Origin of the sequence: Paramesorhizobium salinisoli (genome assembly GCF_003335045.1) — a bacterium.
In the GTDB taxonomy this organism is placed as follows: Bacteria; Pseudomonadota; Alphaproteobacteria; order Rhizobiales; family Rhizobiaceae; genus Paramesorhizobium; species Paramesorhizobium salinisoli.
The window spans coordinates 599681-616143 of record NZ_QOZG01000002.1; the positions used below are offsets into that span (position 1 = coordinate 599681).

At 60.5% G+C, this 16463-nt stretch carries 14 protein-coding genes; 1 reads left to right on the forward strand and 13 read right to left on the reverse strand.

Annotated features, from left to right (window positions below; translation table 11 throughout):
* Positions 1-7: 7 nt before the first annotated feature.
* The 3 genes from DUT91_RS06395 to DUT91_RS06405 form a co-directional block, all read right to left on the reverse strand.
* On the reverse strand, positions 8-1546 hold the full coding sequence (locus tag DUT91_RS06395; protein WP_114439500.1) for a sugar ABC transporter ATP-binding protein: 1539 nt from the start codon (positions 1544-1546) through the stop codon (positions 8-10).
* 218 nt (positions 1547-1764) lie between these two features.
* Positions 1765-2691: a sugar ABC transporter substrate-binding protein gene (locus DUT91_RS06400; RefSeq protein ID WP_114439501.1), complete on the reverse strand. Its 927-nt coding sequence runs from the start codon at positions 2689-2691 to the stop codon at positions 1765-1767.
* Between the two features lie 487 nt (positions 2692-3178).
* Positions 3179-4438, reverse strand: coding sequence for an aminopeptidase (locus DUT91_RS06405; RefSeq protein ID WP_114439502.1), 1260 nt, complete (start codon positions 4436-4438; stop codon positions 3179-3181).
* 193 nt (positions 4439-4631) lie between these two features.
* Here DUT91_RS06405 and DUT91_RS06410 point away from each other — a divergent pair, with 193 nt between their 5' ends.
* The gene (locus DUT91_RS06410; protein ID WP_114439503.1) at positions 4632-4904 is read left to right on the forward strand and encodes a hypothetical protein; all 273 of its coding nucleotides are present in this window, start codon (positions 4632-4634) and stop codon (positions 4902-4904) included.
* A 28-nt stretch (positions 4905-4932) separates the two neighbouring features.
* Here the strand turns inward: DUT91_RS06410 and DUT91_RS06415 are convergent, their stop codons facing one another.
* From DUT91_RS06415 to DUT91_RS06460, 10 genes are all read right to left on the reverse strand, one after another.
* Positions 4933-5865: a cell wall hydrolase gene (locus DUT91_RS06415; protein ID WP_114439504.1), complete on the reverse strand. Its 933-nt coding sequence runs from the start codon at positions 5863-5865 to the stop codon at positions 4933-4935.
* 235 nt (positions 5866-6100) lie between these two features.
* Entirely contained in the window at positions 6101-6787 is a 687-nt protein-coding gene (gene phoB, locus DUT91_RS06420) for a phosphate regulon transcriptional regulator PhoB (protein WP_114439505.1), read from the reverse strand.
* Positions 6788-6916: 129 nt separating this feature from the next.
* Positions 6917-7639, reverse strand: a complete 723-nt coding sequence (phoU, locus tag DUT91_RS06425) for a phosphate signaling complex protein PhoU (protein ID WP_114439687.1) — start codon at positions 7637-7639, stop codon at positions 6917-6919.
* Positions 7640-7700: 61 nt separating this feature from the next.
* Positions 7701-8522 carry a phosphate ABC transporter ATP-binding protein PstB gene (gene pstB / locus DUT91_RS06430; RefSeq protein ID WP_114439506.1) on the reverse strand — a complete coding sequence of 274 codons (822 nt, stop codon included), beginning with the start codon at positions 8520-8522 and terminating at the stop codon, positions 7701-7703.
* A gap of 15 nt (positions 8523-8537) precedes the next feature.
* Entirely contained in the window at positions 8538-9857 is a 1320-nt protein-coding gene (gene pstA, locus DUT91_RS06435; protein ID WP_114439507.1) for a phosphate ABC transporter permease PstA, read from the reverse strand.
* Complete coding sequence (gene pstC / locus DUT91_RS06440) at positions 9854-11320, reverse strand: phosphate ABC transporter permease subunit PstC (protein ID WP_114439508.1); 1467 nt, start codon at positions 11318-11320, stop codon at positions 9854-9856. Before pstC ends, pstA begins: the two co-directional genes overlap by 4 nt.
* 76 nt (positions 11321-11396) lie before the next feature.
* Entirely contained in the window at positions 11397-12443 is a 1047-nt protein-coding gene (locus DUT91_RS06445) for a PstS family phosphate ABC transporter substrate-binding protein (RefSeq protein ID WP_114439509.1), read from the reverse strand.
* Between the two features lie 187 nt (positions 12444-12630).
* Positions 12631-13932, reverse strand: a complete 1302-nt coding sequence (gene guaD, locus DUT91_RS06450) for a guanine deaminase (protein WP_114439510.1) — start codon at positions 13930-13932, stop codon at positions 12631-12633.
* Positions 13929-15170 carry a urate hydroxylase PuuD gene (locus tag DUT91_RS06455; RefSeq protein WP_114439511.1) on the reverse strand — a complete coding sequence of 414 codons (1242 nt, stop codon included), beginning with the start codon at positions 15168-15170 and terminating at the stop codon, positions 13929-13931. The genes guaD and DUT91_RS06455 overlap by 4 nt, the downstream gene beginning before the upstream one ends.
* A gap of 90 nt (positions 15171-15260) precedes the next feature.
* On the reverse strand, positions 15261-16436 hold the full coding sequence (locus DUT91_RS06460; RefSeq protein ID WP_114439512.1) for an aminotransferase: 1176 nt from the start codon (positions 16434-16436) through the stop codon (positions 15261-15263).
* Positions 16437-16463: the final 27 nt, after the last annotated feature.

Below are 16463 nucleotides of genomic sequence, written 5' to 3' on the forward strand. Positions count from 1 at the left end.
GCCGCGTTTATTGCGCGGCCAGTTCCATGATCTTGACCTGGCTGGCCTCCGCGCGATCGAGGAAGCCGGTCACGCGGCCTTCATGCATCACCATGATACGGTCGCTCATACCGAGCACTTCAGGCATTTCCGACGAGATCATGATGACGGCGACGCCGTCGCTCGCCAGCTTCGAGATCAGCCGGTGTATCTCCGCCTTGGCGCCGACATCGATGCCGCGCGTCGGTTCGTCGAGGATGAGGATGCGCGGGCGGGTCAGAAGCCAGCGGCCGATCAGTACCTTCTGCTGGTTGCCGCCGGAGAGATTTTCTATTCGCTCGTTGAGATCGGGCGTCTTGATACGGAGCGCTTCGCGCATCTGCTCGCATTCCCGCTCGACTTCCGCCTGCGCGACGAAGCCGCGGCTGACATATTTGTCGCGCAGCACCGCCATCTGCATGTTTTCGAGAATATCGAGCACCAGGAAGCACCCGGTATCCTTGCGGTCCTCGGTCAAGAAGGCCATGCCGTTGCGCATGGCGATAGCGGGCGTCCTGATATCGACGGTCCGCCCGTTGATCGATATCTCGCCCGATGTGGCCGGCGTCACGCCGAACAGCGCCTCTGCGACGTTGGAGCGGCCGGAGCCGACCAGCCCGGCAAGGCCAAGTATCTCTCCGGCGCGCACATCAAAGGAGATGTCGTGGAAGACGCCCTTCAGCGTCATATCCCTCACCGACAGGACGACATCCCCGATCGGAACGTCCTCCTTCGGAAACATCTGGGTGATCTCGCGGCCGACCATCATGTGGATGATGTCGTCGCGCGTCACATCGTCCGCCTTGTGTGTGCCGATATAGCGCCCGTCACGGAACACCGACACCTCATCGGCGATCTCGAACAGCTCGTTCATCTTATGGGTGATATAGACGATGCCCTTTCCCTCGGCCTTGAGAGCGCGAATGATCTGGAAGAGATGCTCGACCTCACGCTCGGTCAGCGCCGAAGTCGGCTCGTCCATGATGAGCACATCGGATTCGTAGGACACCGCCTTGGCGATCTCCACCATCTGACGGTTGGCCACCGACAATTCGCCGACATTGATCTCAGGGTCTATGCGGATATTGAGCCGGTCGAACAACTCCTCCGTTTTGTCGCGCAACGCCCGATGATCGACGAAACCAAAGGCGTTTTTCGGCTCGCGCCTGATCCAGATGTTCTCCGCCACCGTCATGAACGGCATCAGGTTCAGTTCCTGATGGATCATGGCGATGCCGTTTTCGAGCGCGTCGAGCGGAGAATTGAGCTCGATCTCGTTGCCACGCAGCTTGAATGAGCCTGAATCTGGTGAATAAACGCCGGCGATGATCTTCATCAGCGTCGATTTTCCGGCGCCGTTTTCGCCCATCAGCGCATGCACGCTGCCGCGCTTGAGGCGGAAGGAAACGTCATCCAGCGCGACGACGCCGGGAAAGGCCTTGCGCACGCCTTCCACTTCCAGAAGGAATTCCGAATTGGGAATCGCACCGGCAGTGCGTACGGCGCGCATGGTCACTGGACTTATCATTCCGCTTCCTCCCTTTTTGGGCCGTTCCTCGCGTGTCCCGCTCCGCGAGCCACCCTCTCCCCGTCCTCGACAAGCTCAGGATGAAGGGGAGAGGGGACGTTACCCTCACGGCCGCCCCTCACACCCAGCAGCCCGAGGGGACCCGCCACTCGCTTAACATCGGGTGGTCGATGAACGGATACCCGTTCACCACCAGCCGTAAGTTCAAGCGAGAAAGGTCAGTTCTTCGCCATGTACTTGTCCATGTTCTCGGGGGTGACCAGTTCGAACGGTACCCACACCATGGATTCGACCGTTTCGCCCTTGGCAAGCTTCAGTGCGGTGTCGATGGCGCCGGAACCCTGGGCGGCGGCGTTCTGGAACACAGTGACGCGCAGGTCGCCCGCCTTCATCGCCGCAAGCGCATCCTGCGTCGCATCGATGCCGGCCACGAGCACATCCTTGGTCGAAATGCCCGATGCCTTCAGGGCCTGGATCGCGCCAATCGCCATTTCGTCGTTATTCGAGACGATAGCGTTGGGCTTCAACCCGGCGCTAATCCAGTTGGTAACGAGATCGGTGCCCAGCGTGCGTTGCCAGTTGCCGGTCTGCTTGTCCAGAATCTTGATGCCCTTGCACTCGTCGGTGGCGATCACATCTTCGATATCCTGGGTGCGCTGGCGCGCCGCCTGGTTGGACAATTCGCCCATAAGCACCACGATCTCGCCCTTGCCGCCGAGAATCCGGCAGACTTCCTTCATCTGGAGCGTACCGGAATTGACCTCGTTCGAACCCACGAAGGAGACCTTCGCCGGCAGTTCCTTGTCGCCCGGCATGCGGTTGACATAGACGAGAGGGATGCCGGCGGCGGTGGCAAGCTGCGTCATCTTCGGCGTCGCATCGGTATCAACCGGATTGACCACGATCGCATCCACACCTTGCGCGATGAAGTTCTGGATCTGGCTCAGCTGCTTGGAAACATCGTTCTGCGCATCCTCGACCTGCAGGTTGAGTCCGTCCTTGGTCTTGGCATAATCCTGCATGCCGTTGCGCAATACGGTCAGGAAATTGTCATCGAACAGCGCCATCGACACGCCGATGTTCTCGGCAAGCGCCGAGCCTGTCATCAAAGCCGAGATGGCGGCCGCCAAAAGAAATTTTTTCATTTTAGTTTCTCCTCCACTTGTCCGGTGCCCGGCTGCACCCCCGATATCCGGAAACTCCCCCTCCCAGGGGAATTCATCGTCTCCTCCCGCAGCGGAAAATGCTCCTGACGTTTTCCCCACGTGCGGTAATTGTCGATCAACAAAACAGAATGAATGGACCGTTTTCTGATTTCGTGAAATATTTATTCCATTTTATCGACGCGCCGTCAATTCCGCAGTTGACGGCGAGAGGAGCGATTTGATTGTGGGTGTTTGCCCGAGCGGCAGGGCGGCATCAGGAAAATGCCTGATCCCGAGCGGATCGGAGAACCGTCATTTCAACGGAGGAGCATAAGACTGCTTGCCACCGTTCCTTCTCTTTGTGGAAAAAACGATGAGGGGATACGCTGGGGATCGACGTCCTCATCCGACCTTCCGAGCCATCCTCCTCCCCCGAGGTGAGAGGGAAGAGGGAGTGCTGGCAAAATCAGAACGCGACGGAGTAACTTTATGCCGCCCACTCACCGCCGCGCATCACCGGTACCCGGCTGCCATCCTTCGCGACGCCATCGACATCGATCTTGTCGGAGCCGATCATCCAGTCGATGTGGATGAAGCTCTTGTTACCGCCGCGTGCGGCGATCTCCTCGGCTGACAGCGTTGCGCCGTCGAGGAAGCATTTGGAGTAGCACTGGCCGAGCGCGATATGGCTGGCGGCATTCTCGTCGAAAAGGGTGTTGTAGAACAGAAGGCCGCTTTTCGAAATCGGCGAGGAATGGGGCACCAGCGCCACCTCGCCCAACCGCCGGGCACCCTCGTCCGTATCGAGCACCTTGTTCAGAACCTCCTCACCGCGGCTCGCCTTCGCCTCGACGATGCGCCCTTCCTCGAAGCGCACGGCGATGTTCTCGATCAGCGTGCCCTGATGCGACAATGGTTTGGTGCTGGTGACATAGCCATCCACCCGGCGGGCATGCGGCGTGGTGAACACCTCCTCGGTGGGGATGTTCGGGTTGCAGGTGATGCCGTTCTTGGCGGTCGATGCGCCGCCATGCCATTCATGGCCATCGGCAAGCCCAACGGTCAGGTCGGTTCCCGGCCCGGTGAAGTGCAGCGCGTGGAAGGCATAGGCATTCAGCCATTCGGTACGGCGGCGCAGCGCTGCATTGTGCGCCTTCCATGCACCGACCGGATCATCGACATCGACGCGGGAGGCGGCGAAGATGGCATCGGCGAGTTTTGCCGTCGCGACATCCTGGGGGTCATCAGGGAATACCTGCTTCGCCCAGGACGGATTGGGATAGGAGACGATATTCCAGTTGATGTCGAAATTTGCGATCTTTTCCAGGGCCGGCTGATAGGCGATCGAATTGGCCTTGTTGGCACGCGACACCTTGGCCGGATCCTGCGACGACAGCAGCAGCGGATTGTCGCCGGCGATAGCAAGCCGCGCAGCACCGCCCTCGAATGCCTTGGCCATGCCCTCATAGAGCCAGTTGGCGGCGCGATCGAAACTTGCGTCCGGCGCGTATGCGTAGCGCGCCAGCGTCAGGTCCTCATCGGAGAAGAAGGGCGTCACCAGTCCGGCCCCGGCCTTGTAGGCGTGCTCGGCAATGAGCCGCACCAGCGGAAGGGCGGCGATCGGCGCCGTCATGACGAGATCCTGCCCCGCCTGGAGCTGCAGGCCGATCTTGACGGCCACTTCCGCCAGCCGGTCGAGCTTGACGGGATCGATGGTTGCGGAAACCTCGCGGGAATGTGTGGTCATAAGACACCCGATTCTTCTAAAATGGACCAATATCTCATTCATATCGCCTTATATCCGGACTGGCCACCCGCCTTTCGATATCAGCGGACACGCCATCTCTGCTATATATCCGCCATATATGTGGCTTGGGATATGCTCCGGTCAGGTCCCCGATTCAGGCCCCCGTTTCAGCCATGGATGGAAAGGCAATCCCATGAAGAAGACCATGCTCTGCGGCCTCATTTTCGTTTCCGCGCTTGCGGGATGCCAGACGATGACGCCGGAGGAGCGGCGCGCGGCCGATGGCCAGACCTGCCGGTCCTACGGCTTCCGCCCACAGACCGACGCTTTCGCCAATTGTCTCCTGCAGCTTGAACTGGACCGGCGCGCGACGCGGCGGGCGGCTTTTGACGACGGGCCGTTTTATGGACCGCCGCTGGTGGTCTATCAGCCGTTTCCCGTTCGGGTGGCAGCGAGGCCGCGCTGAAGCTCGGCGCCAGCTACCGGAATGCGGGCTATTGGAATCCCGGTTCGGGACGATCCTGCGACAGGAGCAGTGCGCCGATCGCATCGACGGATTTCTGCTCGGCCCCATCGCCCAGCGCGGTTTCCCCGGAGACAGTCGTGGTGTGCGCTTCCGCTTGCGACGGGGTGGGCTGGTAGGAAACCATTTGTGGCTGCATGGCAGCCGGGCGGGAAGCGACCCGGTCGCCCTTGGCACGCGGGCCGAACCCCTGATCCGTCGTCAGGCTCGCGACCTGCACCTGATCCACCGGCTGGTCTTTTGGCGACGGCATCGGCAGGGGGACAGTTTGCGAACTGGCTGTAACAGTACTCATATCGGGCATGGCAGGCGCCCGCATGAGATCGGCCTGGGCGATGAGCGTCGGTGCTGCCGGAACAGGCGTTTCCAGGCTGCCGTCACGGCGGCGCTTTTCGTAGAAGGCGTTACCGCCCGCGACCAGCACGTAATGCATGTTGCGGTAGGGGAACTTCAACCCTGCGGTATGGAAGAACATGGCGTTCTTGAGCTTGGGATGTCGCTGGCCTTTCAGCACCGCATCGGCTGCCGCCTCGACATCCGGCAGGGCCGAGGAATTCATCTTGCGGGTCAGTACGCCGGGCGCAAACTGGTTTTTCTGGCCGACAACGCCGCAGATGGTGCCCGGATATTTGCCGGATGCCAGGCGGTTCATGACCACGGTTCCGACGGCCATCAGGCCATCCTTGCTGGAGCGATTGGCTTCGAAGAACATCGCCCGCTTGAGGCATTCCCTGTCCTTGGGCGTATAGGCATAGGTCTTGGTCGATACCGATTTATCGGTGACGCCGGCGGCCAGATCGGCGATGCCGCCCTTGCCCTTCGACGTCGTGCATCCCGTCACCAGAACGGGCGTTGCGATCACGCCAGCCATAAACAGGATTTTCCAGTTCCTGGCGCTGCTCAAAAGCTCGTTCTCATGCTTGGACCCCTCATCGGATTTCTGCTAGGAATGAGCATGTTTTAGGCCAAAGAATGGCAAGACGGCAAATCAGCGAACCGGACAAATGGCCTTCGCTTCGCGTTAACTCTTTGTTAATGCGCGTGAAATGCGAAATTGCCGTTGTTTTTCCGGGGCTTGTTCTTTTTTCTGCCGTAAAGCAGCCGGCAAAGCGGTCACCCGCTTTGCTGAGCCTGAATACCTATCCGAAGGAATAGCCGGCGCCACGCACGGTGCGAATCGGATCGGCGACCCGGCCCGTATTGATCGCCTTGCGCAAGCGTCCGACATGGACGTCGACGGTGCGGTCATCGACATAGATATCGGGGCCCCAGACGCCATCAAGCAACTGGCTGCGCGAGAAGACACGGCCCGGCGACATCATGAAATATTCCAGGAGCTTGAATTCCGTCGGCCCGAGGCGGATTTCGCGCTCCTTGCGATAGACACGGTGCTGTTCGCGATCCAACACGAGATCGCCGACTTTCAGCACATGCGAAAGCAGGCTCGGCTTGGCGCGGCGCAGCATCGCCTTGACGCGGGCGAGAAGCTCCGGCGTGGAGAATGGCTTGACGACATAATCGTCGGCGCCGACGCCCAGACCGCGCACGCGCTCGCTTTCCTCGCCCCGCGCGGTCAGCATGATGATCGGCAGGCGTTCCGTCTCGACCCGCTGGCGCAGGCGGCGGCAGAGCTCGATGCCGGAAACGCCTGGGAGCATCCAGTCGAGGATCAGGAGATCCGGCACGTTTTCGCGAAGCGCGATTTCCGCCTCGTCGCCACGCAGGATGGTATCGACGAGATAGCCTTCTGCCTCAAGATTGTATCGCAGGAGGACGCTCAGCGCCTCCTCGTCCTCGACAACAGCCACTTTAGGTGCGTGTGCCATTCCTCAACTCCTGGTCAGGCGGCATTTGAAACCGCATGATCTCGTTCGAAAGTTCTGCAACTTTCCGGGATTATGCTTTCTTAGCCGCATGATCTTGTTAGAAAAGTCTGCAACTTTTCCGGATTATGCTCAGGCGCGCTTGGCTTCATCGACGACGACGCCATGGCTCATGTCTTCCTTGGGGCGGTCCGGCGGCATCTGCTGGCCGGTGACAATGTAATAGACCGTCTCGGCAATGTTGGTCGCATGGTCGCCGATGCGCTCAATGTTCTTGGCGCAGAAGAGAAGATGCGTGCAGGCGGAGATGTTGCGCGGATCTTCCATCATATAGGTCAGGAGCTCGCGGAACAGCGAGGTGTACATGGCGTCGATCTCGTCGTCGCGGTCGCGCACGATGTTGATCTGTTGAATCGAGCGCGACGCAAAGGCGTCGAGCACGTCCTTCAACTGCGTCAACGCCAGTTCGGCCAGCGTCTGGAGCCCGCGATAGACCTTGATGGACTGGCGCGTGTCGGAGACGGCGGCGACGCGCTTGGCGATATTCTTGCCGAGATCGCCGACGCGCTCCAGGTCGGAGGAAATGCGAATGGCGCCGATGATCTCGCGCAGGTCGACAGCCATGGGCTGGCGCTTGGCGATGATGGTGATCGCCCGGTCATCGATCTCGCGCTCGCTCGCATCGAGGATCAGATCGTCGGAGATGACGCGCTGGGCAAGCGCGTTGTCGGCGTTGACGATGGCCATCACCGACTGCTCGACCATGCGCTCGGCGTGGCCGCCCATTTCGGCGATCTTGTGGGCCAGGAACTTCAATTCGTCGTCATAAGAGCGGACGGTGTGTTGGGACTGCATTTCGTTCATCCTCGTATCTCGGACTTGCATTTCAGCCGCATGACCTTCTCGGGATCATGCTCTAGCCAAAGCGCCCGGTAATGTAGTCCTGGGTGCGCTTTTCCTTGGGCGTGGTGAACATCATCTCGGTGTCTCCCACCTCGACGATGTTGCCGAGGTGGAACATCGCGGTGCGCTGCGAGACGCGCGCCGCCTGCTGCATCGAATGGGTGACGATGACGATCGTGTAGTTCTGCCTGAGTTCGTCGATCAGTTCCTCGACCTTCGCGGTGGCGATCGGATCGAGCGCCGAGCAGGGTTCGTCCATGAGGATCACCTCGGGGCTCACCGCAATGGCGCGGGCGATGCAAAGGCGCTGCTGCTGGCCGCCGGAAAGGCCCGTGCCGGATTCCTGCAGGCGGTCCTTGACCTCCTCGAAAAGGCTGGCGCGGCGCAGGCTGCTTTCGACGATCTCGTCGAGCTCATGCCGGCTCTTGGCCAGGCCATGGATGCGCGGCCCATAGGCGACGTTCTCATAGATCGACTTCGGGAACGGATTGGGCTTCTGGAAGACCATGCCGACACGGGCGCGAAGCTCCACGACGTCGATCTTCGGATCGTAGATATCCTCGCCGTCGAGCGTGATCTGGCCGGTGACGCGGCATCCCTCGATGGTGTCGTTCATGCGGTTGAGCGAGCGCAGGAAGGTGGACTTGCCGCAACCGGAAGGGCCGATCAGCGCCATCACCATCTTTTCGGGAATGTCGAGATCGACGTCGAAAAGAGCCTGCTTGGAACCGTAGAAGACAGAGACCTTATTGCCCTTCATCTTGGTCGCGTTGACAACAGCGTTCATCTTGTCTCCTACCGCTTTCTCGAGAGATCGTTCGGTCATCAGATTCATTGTCTTGTCTCCCGTTTACCAGCGACGCTCGACGCGGCGACGCAGAATGATGGCGGCAATGTTCATGACAGCCAGGAACAGAAGCAGCACTATGATAGCGCCTGACGTGCGTTCGACAAAGGCCCGCTCGGCTTCGTTCGCCCACATGAATATCTGCACCGGCAATGCGGTGGCCGGGTCCATCGGTGTGGTGGGGTAGCCGACGACGAAGGCAACCATGCCGATGAGGAGCAGTGGTGCGGTCTCGCCCAAGGCCTGGGCAAGGCCGATGATCGTGCCGGTCAGAATGCCGGGTGCGGCGAGCGGCAGCACATGGTGGAAGACCATCTGCGTCTTGGAGGCGCCAAGGCCGAGCGCTGCGGCACGGATCGACGGCGGCACGGCGCGTAATGCGGCGCGGGTAGCGATGATGATAGTCGGCAGCGTCATCAGCGTCAGAACCAGGCCGCCGACCAGCGAAGCCGAACGCGGCAGACCGGCCAGATTAATGAATACCGCCAGCCCGAGAAGGCCGAAGACGATGGACGGGACAGCCGCCAGATTGTTGATGTTGACCTCGATAATATCCGTGAGGCGGCTTTTTCGGGCGTATTCCTCAAGATAGATCGAGGCAGCAACGCCGATCGGCAAGGCCAGCGCGAGCACGATCAGCATCATGTAGAGTGAGCCGATCAGGGCCACACCGAGGCCGGCTGTTTCCGGGCGGCTGGATGCGCCGTAGGTGAAGAGCCCGGTATTGAACTCCTGCTTCATGACACCTTCATCGGAAAGCGTCTTCATCCAGGCGACCTGCTGATCGGAAACCTTGCGGTTCGCCTCATCCACATCGAGATCGAACTGACCCTTGAAGGCCGAGTCGATATCGGCGCCCGCGAGCACGGGTATGGTTTGCGTTGTGCCGATCAGCGAAGGATTGGCGACGACCATCTCTCGAAGCTGATTGCGCACGCCGTCGGAGACGAATTTGCTCACATCGCGCATCGCAGGCCGGTTCGTCAGAGGGACGCCAAGCTTTTCAGCAAGGGCGTTGCGGACCAGAACGGGGTAATTGGCCGTCATCAGCACATTGGGGTTGGATGCGCGCTGATTGTTTGGATCAATCACTTTTTCATCGAGCTTCACGGGAAGCTCGATCGTCGTCTGCCAGAAGGCGGTATAGCCGTTGGAGATAACCGAGAAAAGCAGCGCGAACAGGAAGAAGATGCCGATGGCGATGGCGACGATACCATAGAAACGGAAGCGTCGTTCTGCTGCGTAACGCCGCTTGATGCCGATATCGCGGCGCACCGGGCGGTCTATCGCAGCGACATTCGAATTGAGCATTGTGTCGGTCATTCGTACTGCTCCCGGTACTTGCGCACGATATAGAGGGCGAAGATATTCATCGCGAGCGTAAGGAAGAAAAGGGTGATGCCAAGGGCAAAGGCGACGAGCGTCTGCGGTGAATTGAACTCGAGATCGCCGGTTAGCTGATTGACGATCTTGACCGTGATGGTGGTCATCGCCTCGAAAGGATTTACCGTCAGTCTGGCTGCAACACCGGCGGCAAGCACGACAATCATCGTCTCGCCGATCGCGCGGGAAGCGGTCAGAAGCAGCGCACCGACGATACCCGGAAGCGCCGCCGGCAGGATGACCCGCTTGACCGTCTCAGACCTTGTAGCGCCGAGGCCAAGCGATCCATCGCGCATGGTGCCCGGAACCGCGGTAATGATATCATCTGAAAGCGACGAGACGAACGGGATCAGCATGATGCCCATGACGAGGCCCGCCGTCAGCACGCTCTGGGCCATGATGAAGCCAGGGCCGCCGGAGATCGCGGCGCTCAGATCCCGCAGGAACGGACCTACGGTGACGAGCGCGAAGAAACCATAGACGATGGTCGGAATGCCGGCCAATATCTCAAGAAGCGGCTTGACGATGGAGCGAACTTTCGGCGAGGCATATTCGGCCATGTAAATGGCGGCGAACAGGCCGACCGGCACGGCAAAGAGCATGGCGACCAAGGCTATATAGAGCGTACCGGCCAGGAGCGGGATGAGACCGAACTGGCCTGCGGTAGCGCCGGCTCCGGCATCCGCAAAGCGCGGATCCCAGACGGTGCCGAAAAAGAAATTCCACGGTGAGACGACGCTGAAGAAATTGATCGTCTGGAACAGCATCGAGAAAACGATGCCGACGGTGGTCAGGATGGCGATGGTCGATGCGGCTAGCAGGCCCCAGAGCACGACCCGCTCGACATTGTTGCGGGCGCGGGCGCGTGGATGAATGCCGGACAGGCCGAAAATCAACCCGGCGATGGCCAGCGCGAAGGCGATGCCGGCGCCGATCGTGCGCGCTACGGCTGCCCCGCTGTGCCAGCGCTGGGCGATCGGGATCATGTAGTCCTGCCCTTCGGAGGCAAGCGCTACGCCCTTCGAACCAAGAAGGGAGCGCAATTCCCCATAGGATTGCGGCAGGTTTTGCATTTCAGCGGGATCGAGGCGGTCGAGGCCGTCAGCAATGCCCTGGACCATGCCGAGCGCCAGGCTGCGGCTGGCGACCACGCTCTCCGCCGTCTGGGCAGGAAGGCTCGCCTCGGCGGAACGCTCAAGGTAGATCGACGAGGCTGCGGACCAAATGGCTATGAAAAGTACCGCAGGCAGGACAGAGACGAGGAACACCCACCAACCATGATAATGGGCACGGGAATGGACCTTCACCTTGCCGGCGTCCTGGGCACCTGCGCGCCGACGTCCGATGAAGAAGCCAACGAAACCTATTCCTAAGACGATAAGCAAAACCAGCAATACGGACATCAGATTTCCCCGGTAGCCTAATCTCGTTCATTCGGGCACAGGCGGAAGCCGCCTGTGCCCGATGTCGTGGCTGACCTTATTTGGCCTGCATCGTCTTGCCGGCGTCGAAAGCGGCGCGCTGAGCTTCACGCTCCGCATCCGGAGCAGCTACGAGGCCGTATTCGGCGAGCGGGCTGTCAGGTCCGATCATCTGGTCGGAAAGGAAGAAATCGACATATTCCTTCAGGCCGGGGATGACGCCGATATGGGCCTTCTTCACGTAGAAGAACAGCGGGCGCGAAACCGGGTACTTGCCGCTCGAGATGGTCTCGACGGTGGGAACCACGTCATTGACCGTGGCGACCTTCAGCTTGTCGGCGTTGTTTTCGTAGAAAGCGAGGCCGAATACGCCAACGCCGGTCTTGTTCGACGCGATGCGGGCGAGCGTTTCGCTGTAATCGCCGTCGATGTCGACAGCCTTGCCGTCCTTGCGCACCTGGATGCAGGCCTTCTCGGCAGCCTTTTTATCCATGCCGGCCTTCTTCATGGCCTCGGCGGAGCCCGATTCTTCGCAGCCCACAGCCAGAAGCTTTTCTTCAAAGACTTCGCGTGTGCCGTGCTTCTCGCCCGGAATGTAAGCGGCAATATCCCAATCCGGCAGGTCCTTGTTGACCTGGCTCCATTTGGTGTTCGGATTGTCGACCAGTTTGCCGTCAACGACGACCTTGGCGGCGAGAGCGGAGTAAAGGTCCTTCGGCGTCAGCTTCCAGTCCGGGCCCTTGATGTCGGTAGCGAAGACGATGCCGTCATAGCCGATGCGGACTTCCTGCACATCCTTGACGCCGGCGTCGACGCAGGATTTCAGCTCAGTGTCCTTCATGGCGCGCGACGCATTGGCAATGTCGATGGTGCTTTCGCCGACGCCCTTGCAGAATTCCTTGATGCCGGCGCCCGAACCGCCCGACTCGATGACAGGTGTCTTGAAGTCCGGATAGGTTTCGCCGAAGGTCTCGGCAACGATCTTGGCATATGGCAGAACAGTCGAGGAACCTGCCACCTGAATCTGGTCGCGAGCCTCAGCGGCGGATACCGACATCGCGGCGGCAATCGCCAGCGCAGCGGTCGTGTAAATCATCTTGTTCATAGGAGCAGCTCCTGTTGGAAAGTTGAGTGGACGCCTCCGACGTCGCTAGCCCTCTACGCAATCTATATTACAGAGATATGACAGCAATGTTACAGAACTGTAGCAACCGGCCAGACTCGCTGGATTCCCTGCGGTTTTCCCAATAATTTGCGAGTTCTAGAACCTCGGCGTTTTGGGAGAAACTTTTTTAAAGTTCGGTCTTCATGGGGCTGCCGGCGACATAAACCTCGGCCACTGCGCGGTCATCGCCCATCGTCTGGAGCACGAACAGCTCCTCCTGGAGCGTCCGGGCGGCATCCATGCGCATCCGCATGGCCGGCGTCGCGCGGCTGTCAAGGATGGTGATATCGGCATCGGTTCCCCGCTCCAGCGTGCCGATCCTGTCTTCGAGTGACAGCGCACGCGCGTTGCCCAGCGTCATCATATAGAAGGAGTGGAGCGGCGAGAGGCGCTGCCCACGCAGTTGCAGGATCTTGTAGGCCTCGTCCATCGTCTTCAGCATGGAAAAGCTGGTGCCGCCGCCGATATCGGTGGCCACGGCGATGCGCACGCCATGATCGCGAAGTTTTTCCCGGTCGAACAAGCCGCTTCCAAGGAAGAGGTTCGATGTCGGGCAGAAGACCGCGACCGAACCGGTTTCGGCCATGATTTGCATCTCGCGCTCGGAGAGATGGATGCAATGGCCGAGCAGGGTCTTGCGCCCGAGCAGACCATAATGCTCGTAGATGCCGGTATAGTCCGGGGCATCGGGATAGAGCGAGCGGGTAAGCGCGATTTCCTCGCGGTTTTCGGAAAGATGGGTCTGGACGTAGCAATCGGGATGTTCGCGCACCAGAGCGGCGCTCATCTCCATCTGCTCCGGCGTCGAAGTGATGGCGAAGCGCGGCGTGATGGCATAATGCAGCCGGCCCGTGCCCTGCCAGCGGGCGATCAGGGCCGTGGTATCGTCATAGCTCAATTGCGGCGTGTCGCAGAGTGCCGGCGGAGCGTTGCGGTCCATCATCACCTTGCCGCCGATCACGCACATGTTGCGATGCTGCGCCGCGCGGAAGAAGGCGTCCACGCTCTGCGGATGCACCGAACAGTAGGCGGCGACAGTCGTCGTGCCATGGCGCAACAGTTCGTCCAGAAAGCGTTCCGCGACGAATTGCGCGTGCTGCTCGTCGGCGAATTTCTGTTCTTCGACGAAAGTGTAGGTGTTGAGCCATTCCAGGAGCTGGGCGGCATAGGACGCGACCGCCTGCATCTGGGGGAAATGGATATGCGCGTCTATGAGACCGGCGAGAACGAGGTGCGGCCGGTGATCGGCGACGGGCGTGTCCACGCCGGCGGTCCGCGCCACATCCGCATAATCGCCCAGCGCCGCAATCCGTCCGTCCACGACGAGCAGGGCGCCGTCCTCGAAATAACGGTAGGAACTTGTATCGGCGATATCGCGAGGCTCATCGACGAAAGTCAGAACGCGGCCGCGGATCAGCAATCCAGTCATTTCTTCTTCCCTGGCTGCACAGCCGTCTCATACCAGGCGGCAAGAAGGCTGCGCTCCTGTGCGGTGATGCCTGACACATTGGCGGGGGGCATGGCATGAGAACGACCGGCTTGCAAATAGATCTCGCGGGCATGGGATGCGATTTCCACATCGGTCTCCAGCATCACGCCTTTCGGCGGTGCGATGATCCCCTCCCATGAGGGCTCGCGCGCATGGCACATGGAGCAGCGGCCAAGCACGGTGTCACGCACTTTTGGAAATTGATCCGAAGCCAGGAAGGACTGCTGCAGGGCGGAGGCTTTCGCCTCTCCCGCCCCATTCTGGATGAGCTTCGGCTCGGTGGAAAGCCACATGATGATGATGAAAAGGATTGCCGTGACGAGCCATGTCCATGTCGGGTCGCCCTTGCGGGCATGGTGGGTGTTGAACCAGTGGCGGATGGTGACGCCCATCAGAAAGACGAGCGAAGCGATGATCCAGTTGTAGCGCGTGGCAAACGCCAGCGGATAATGGTTGGACAGCATCAGGAAGACGACGGGTAGCGTCAGGTAATTGTTGTGGGTCGAGCGCTGCTTTGCCTGCTTGCCGAGGGCGGGATCGGGTTGGCGACCGGCGATCAGGTCGGCCACAACCTTCTTCTGGTTGGGGATGATGATCATGAAGACATTGGCCGACATGATCGTCGCGGTGAAGGCGCCCAGATGCAGGAAGGCGGCGCGGCCGGTGAAGAGATGGGTATAGCCCCAGGCCATGGCGACCAACACGAAATAGAGCAGCACCATGAGTTGCGTGTCGTTGCGGCCGAGCGGCGATTTGCAGATCAGGTCATAGGCCACCCAGCCGAAAGCGATCGAGGCGAGCGAGATGGCAATCGCCACCGGCGCCGACACGTCGAGCACCTGCGGGTCAACCAGATAGAGATCCGCGCCTGCATAATAGACGATGCAGAGAAGCGTGAAACCGGACAGCCAGGTCGCGTAGGCTTCCCATTTGAACCAGGTGAGATGCTCCGGCATGTGAGCGGGCGCGACCATATATTTCTGGATATGATAGAAGCCGCCGCCATGGACCTGCCATTCCTCGCCCTGCACGCCTTCCGGCAGATTGGGGCGCTTCGTCAGCCCCAGATCGAGCGCCACGAAATAGAAGGACGAGCCGATCCAGGCGATGGCGGTGACGACATGCAGCCAGCGGGCGGCGAAGCTCAGCCAATCCCACGCGATGGCATATTCATACATGCGGTTCCCCTAATGATTGCGCGGGATGCGATTCCCATCGGCTGGAAACTATAGAAGAGAATTCCCGGAGATGACCATATCCTTTCGTCCTCAGGAGTGGACGAGGACCAGCCGGGTATCGAGTTGCCGGATCGTGGCGACATCGGCATTTGCGAAGGCAAAGCGCAGGAATTGTTCCTGGCCCTCGCCGAAAAAAACCCCGGGAAGAGCGACCACGCCGGCGACTTTGGCAAGCCGTTCCGCCACCTCCACGGAAGATATTCCGTCAAAGGGATGGCGGATGAAGGCGAAATAAGCGCCGATGGCCTCGATTCTCCAGTCCGGCAGACGGCTCATCACCTCATGAAGCGCGGCTGCGCGGCTGGCGATTTCCGCCCGGTTGGCCTCGCGCCAATCCGTGAGAGGTAGAATAGCGCGGGCGACGGCTGCCTGCGGCGCTCGCGGTGCGCATATCTGCAGATTGTCCATGACTTTCGCTACATTCTCCACCACATCCGGGCCGGCGACGATGGCGCCCAGCCTATGGCCGGGGATGCAGAAGGATTTGGAGAAGCTGTAGAGCTGGATCAGCGTATCCTGCCAGTCCGGGAGAGCCAGCAACCCGTGCGGCGCCTCGCTGCCGGTGGGCAGGAAATCGCGGTAGGTCTCATCGAGGATGAGCCAGGTGCCGTTGGCGCGGCAAAGGTCGTAGACGGCCCGCAGCATCTCGGGCGAGTAGATGGCGCCGGTCGGATTGTTCGGCGTGACGAGCGCCAGCGCCCTGACATCGCGGGTCAGCGCGCCGGCGATGGCCTGAACCTCTGGAACGAAACCCCGCGCCGCGCTCGCATCGACGGTACGCGCCCTGATGCCCAGCATCGCCAGCGTCGATTCATGGTTGAAATAAAACGGATTAGTCATCAGGACCGTGTCGCCCGCACCTGCCACTGCCATGATGGCGGCGATGAACGCCTGATTGCAGCCGGCTGTGATGTGCACATTTGCAGTCTCGACCGGCGCGCCGTAGAGGCCGGCGACATGGTCGGCATAGGCCTGCCGCAGCACCGTTTCACCCTCGATCGATCCGTAGCCCGCATAGGCCGTTGAAGACGCCGCCTCCCCCAGCCATTGCAACATGTCGCGATGCGGCGGATAGCCCGGAACGGCCTGCGACAGATCGATCAGCGGTCCGTGCGTACCGGAATAATCCCTCGCCCAGGCCTGCACCAGCGGAATGGGCGGCGCGGAGAGATTGGCCACCAAGGGATTGAAAAACGGAGCCGGCATGTTTCGAAAGTCCTTATAGTTCGGGTA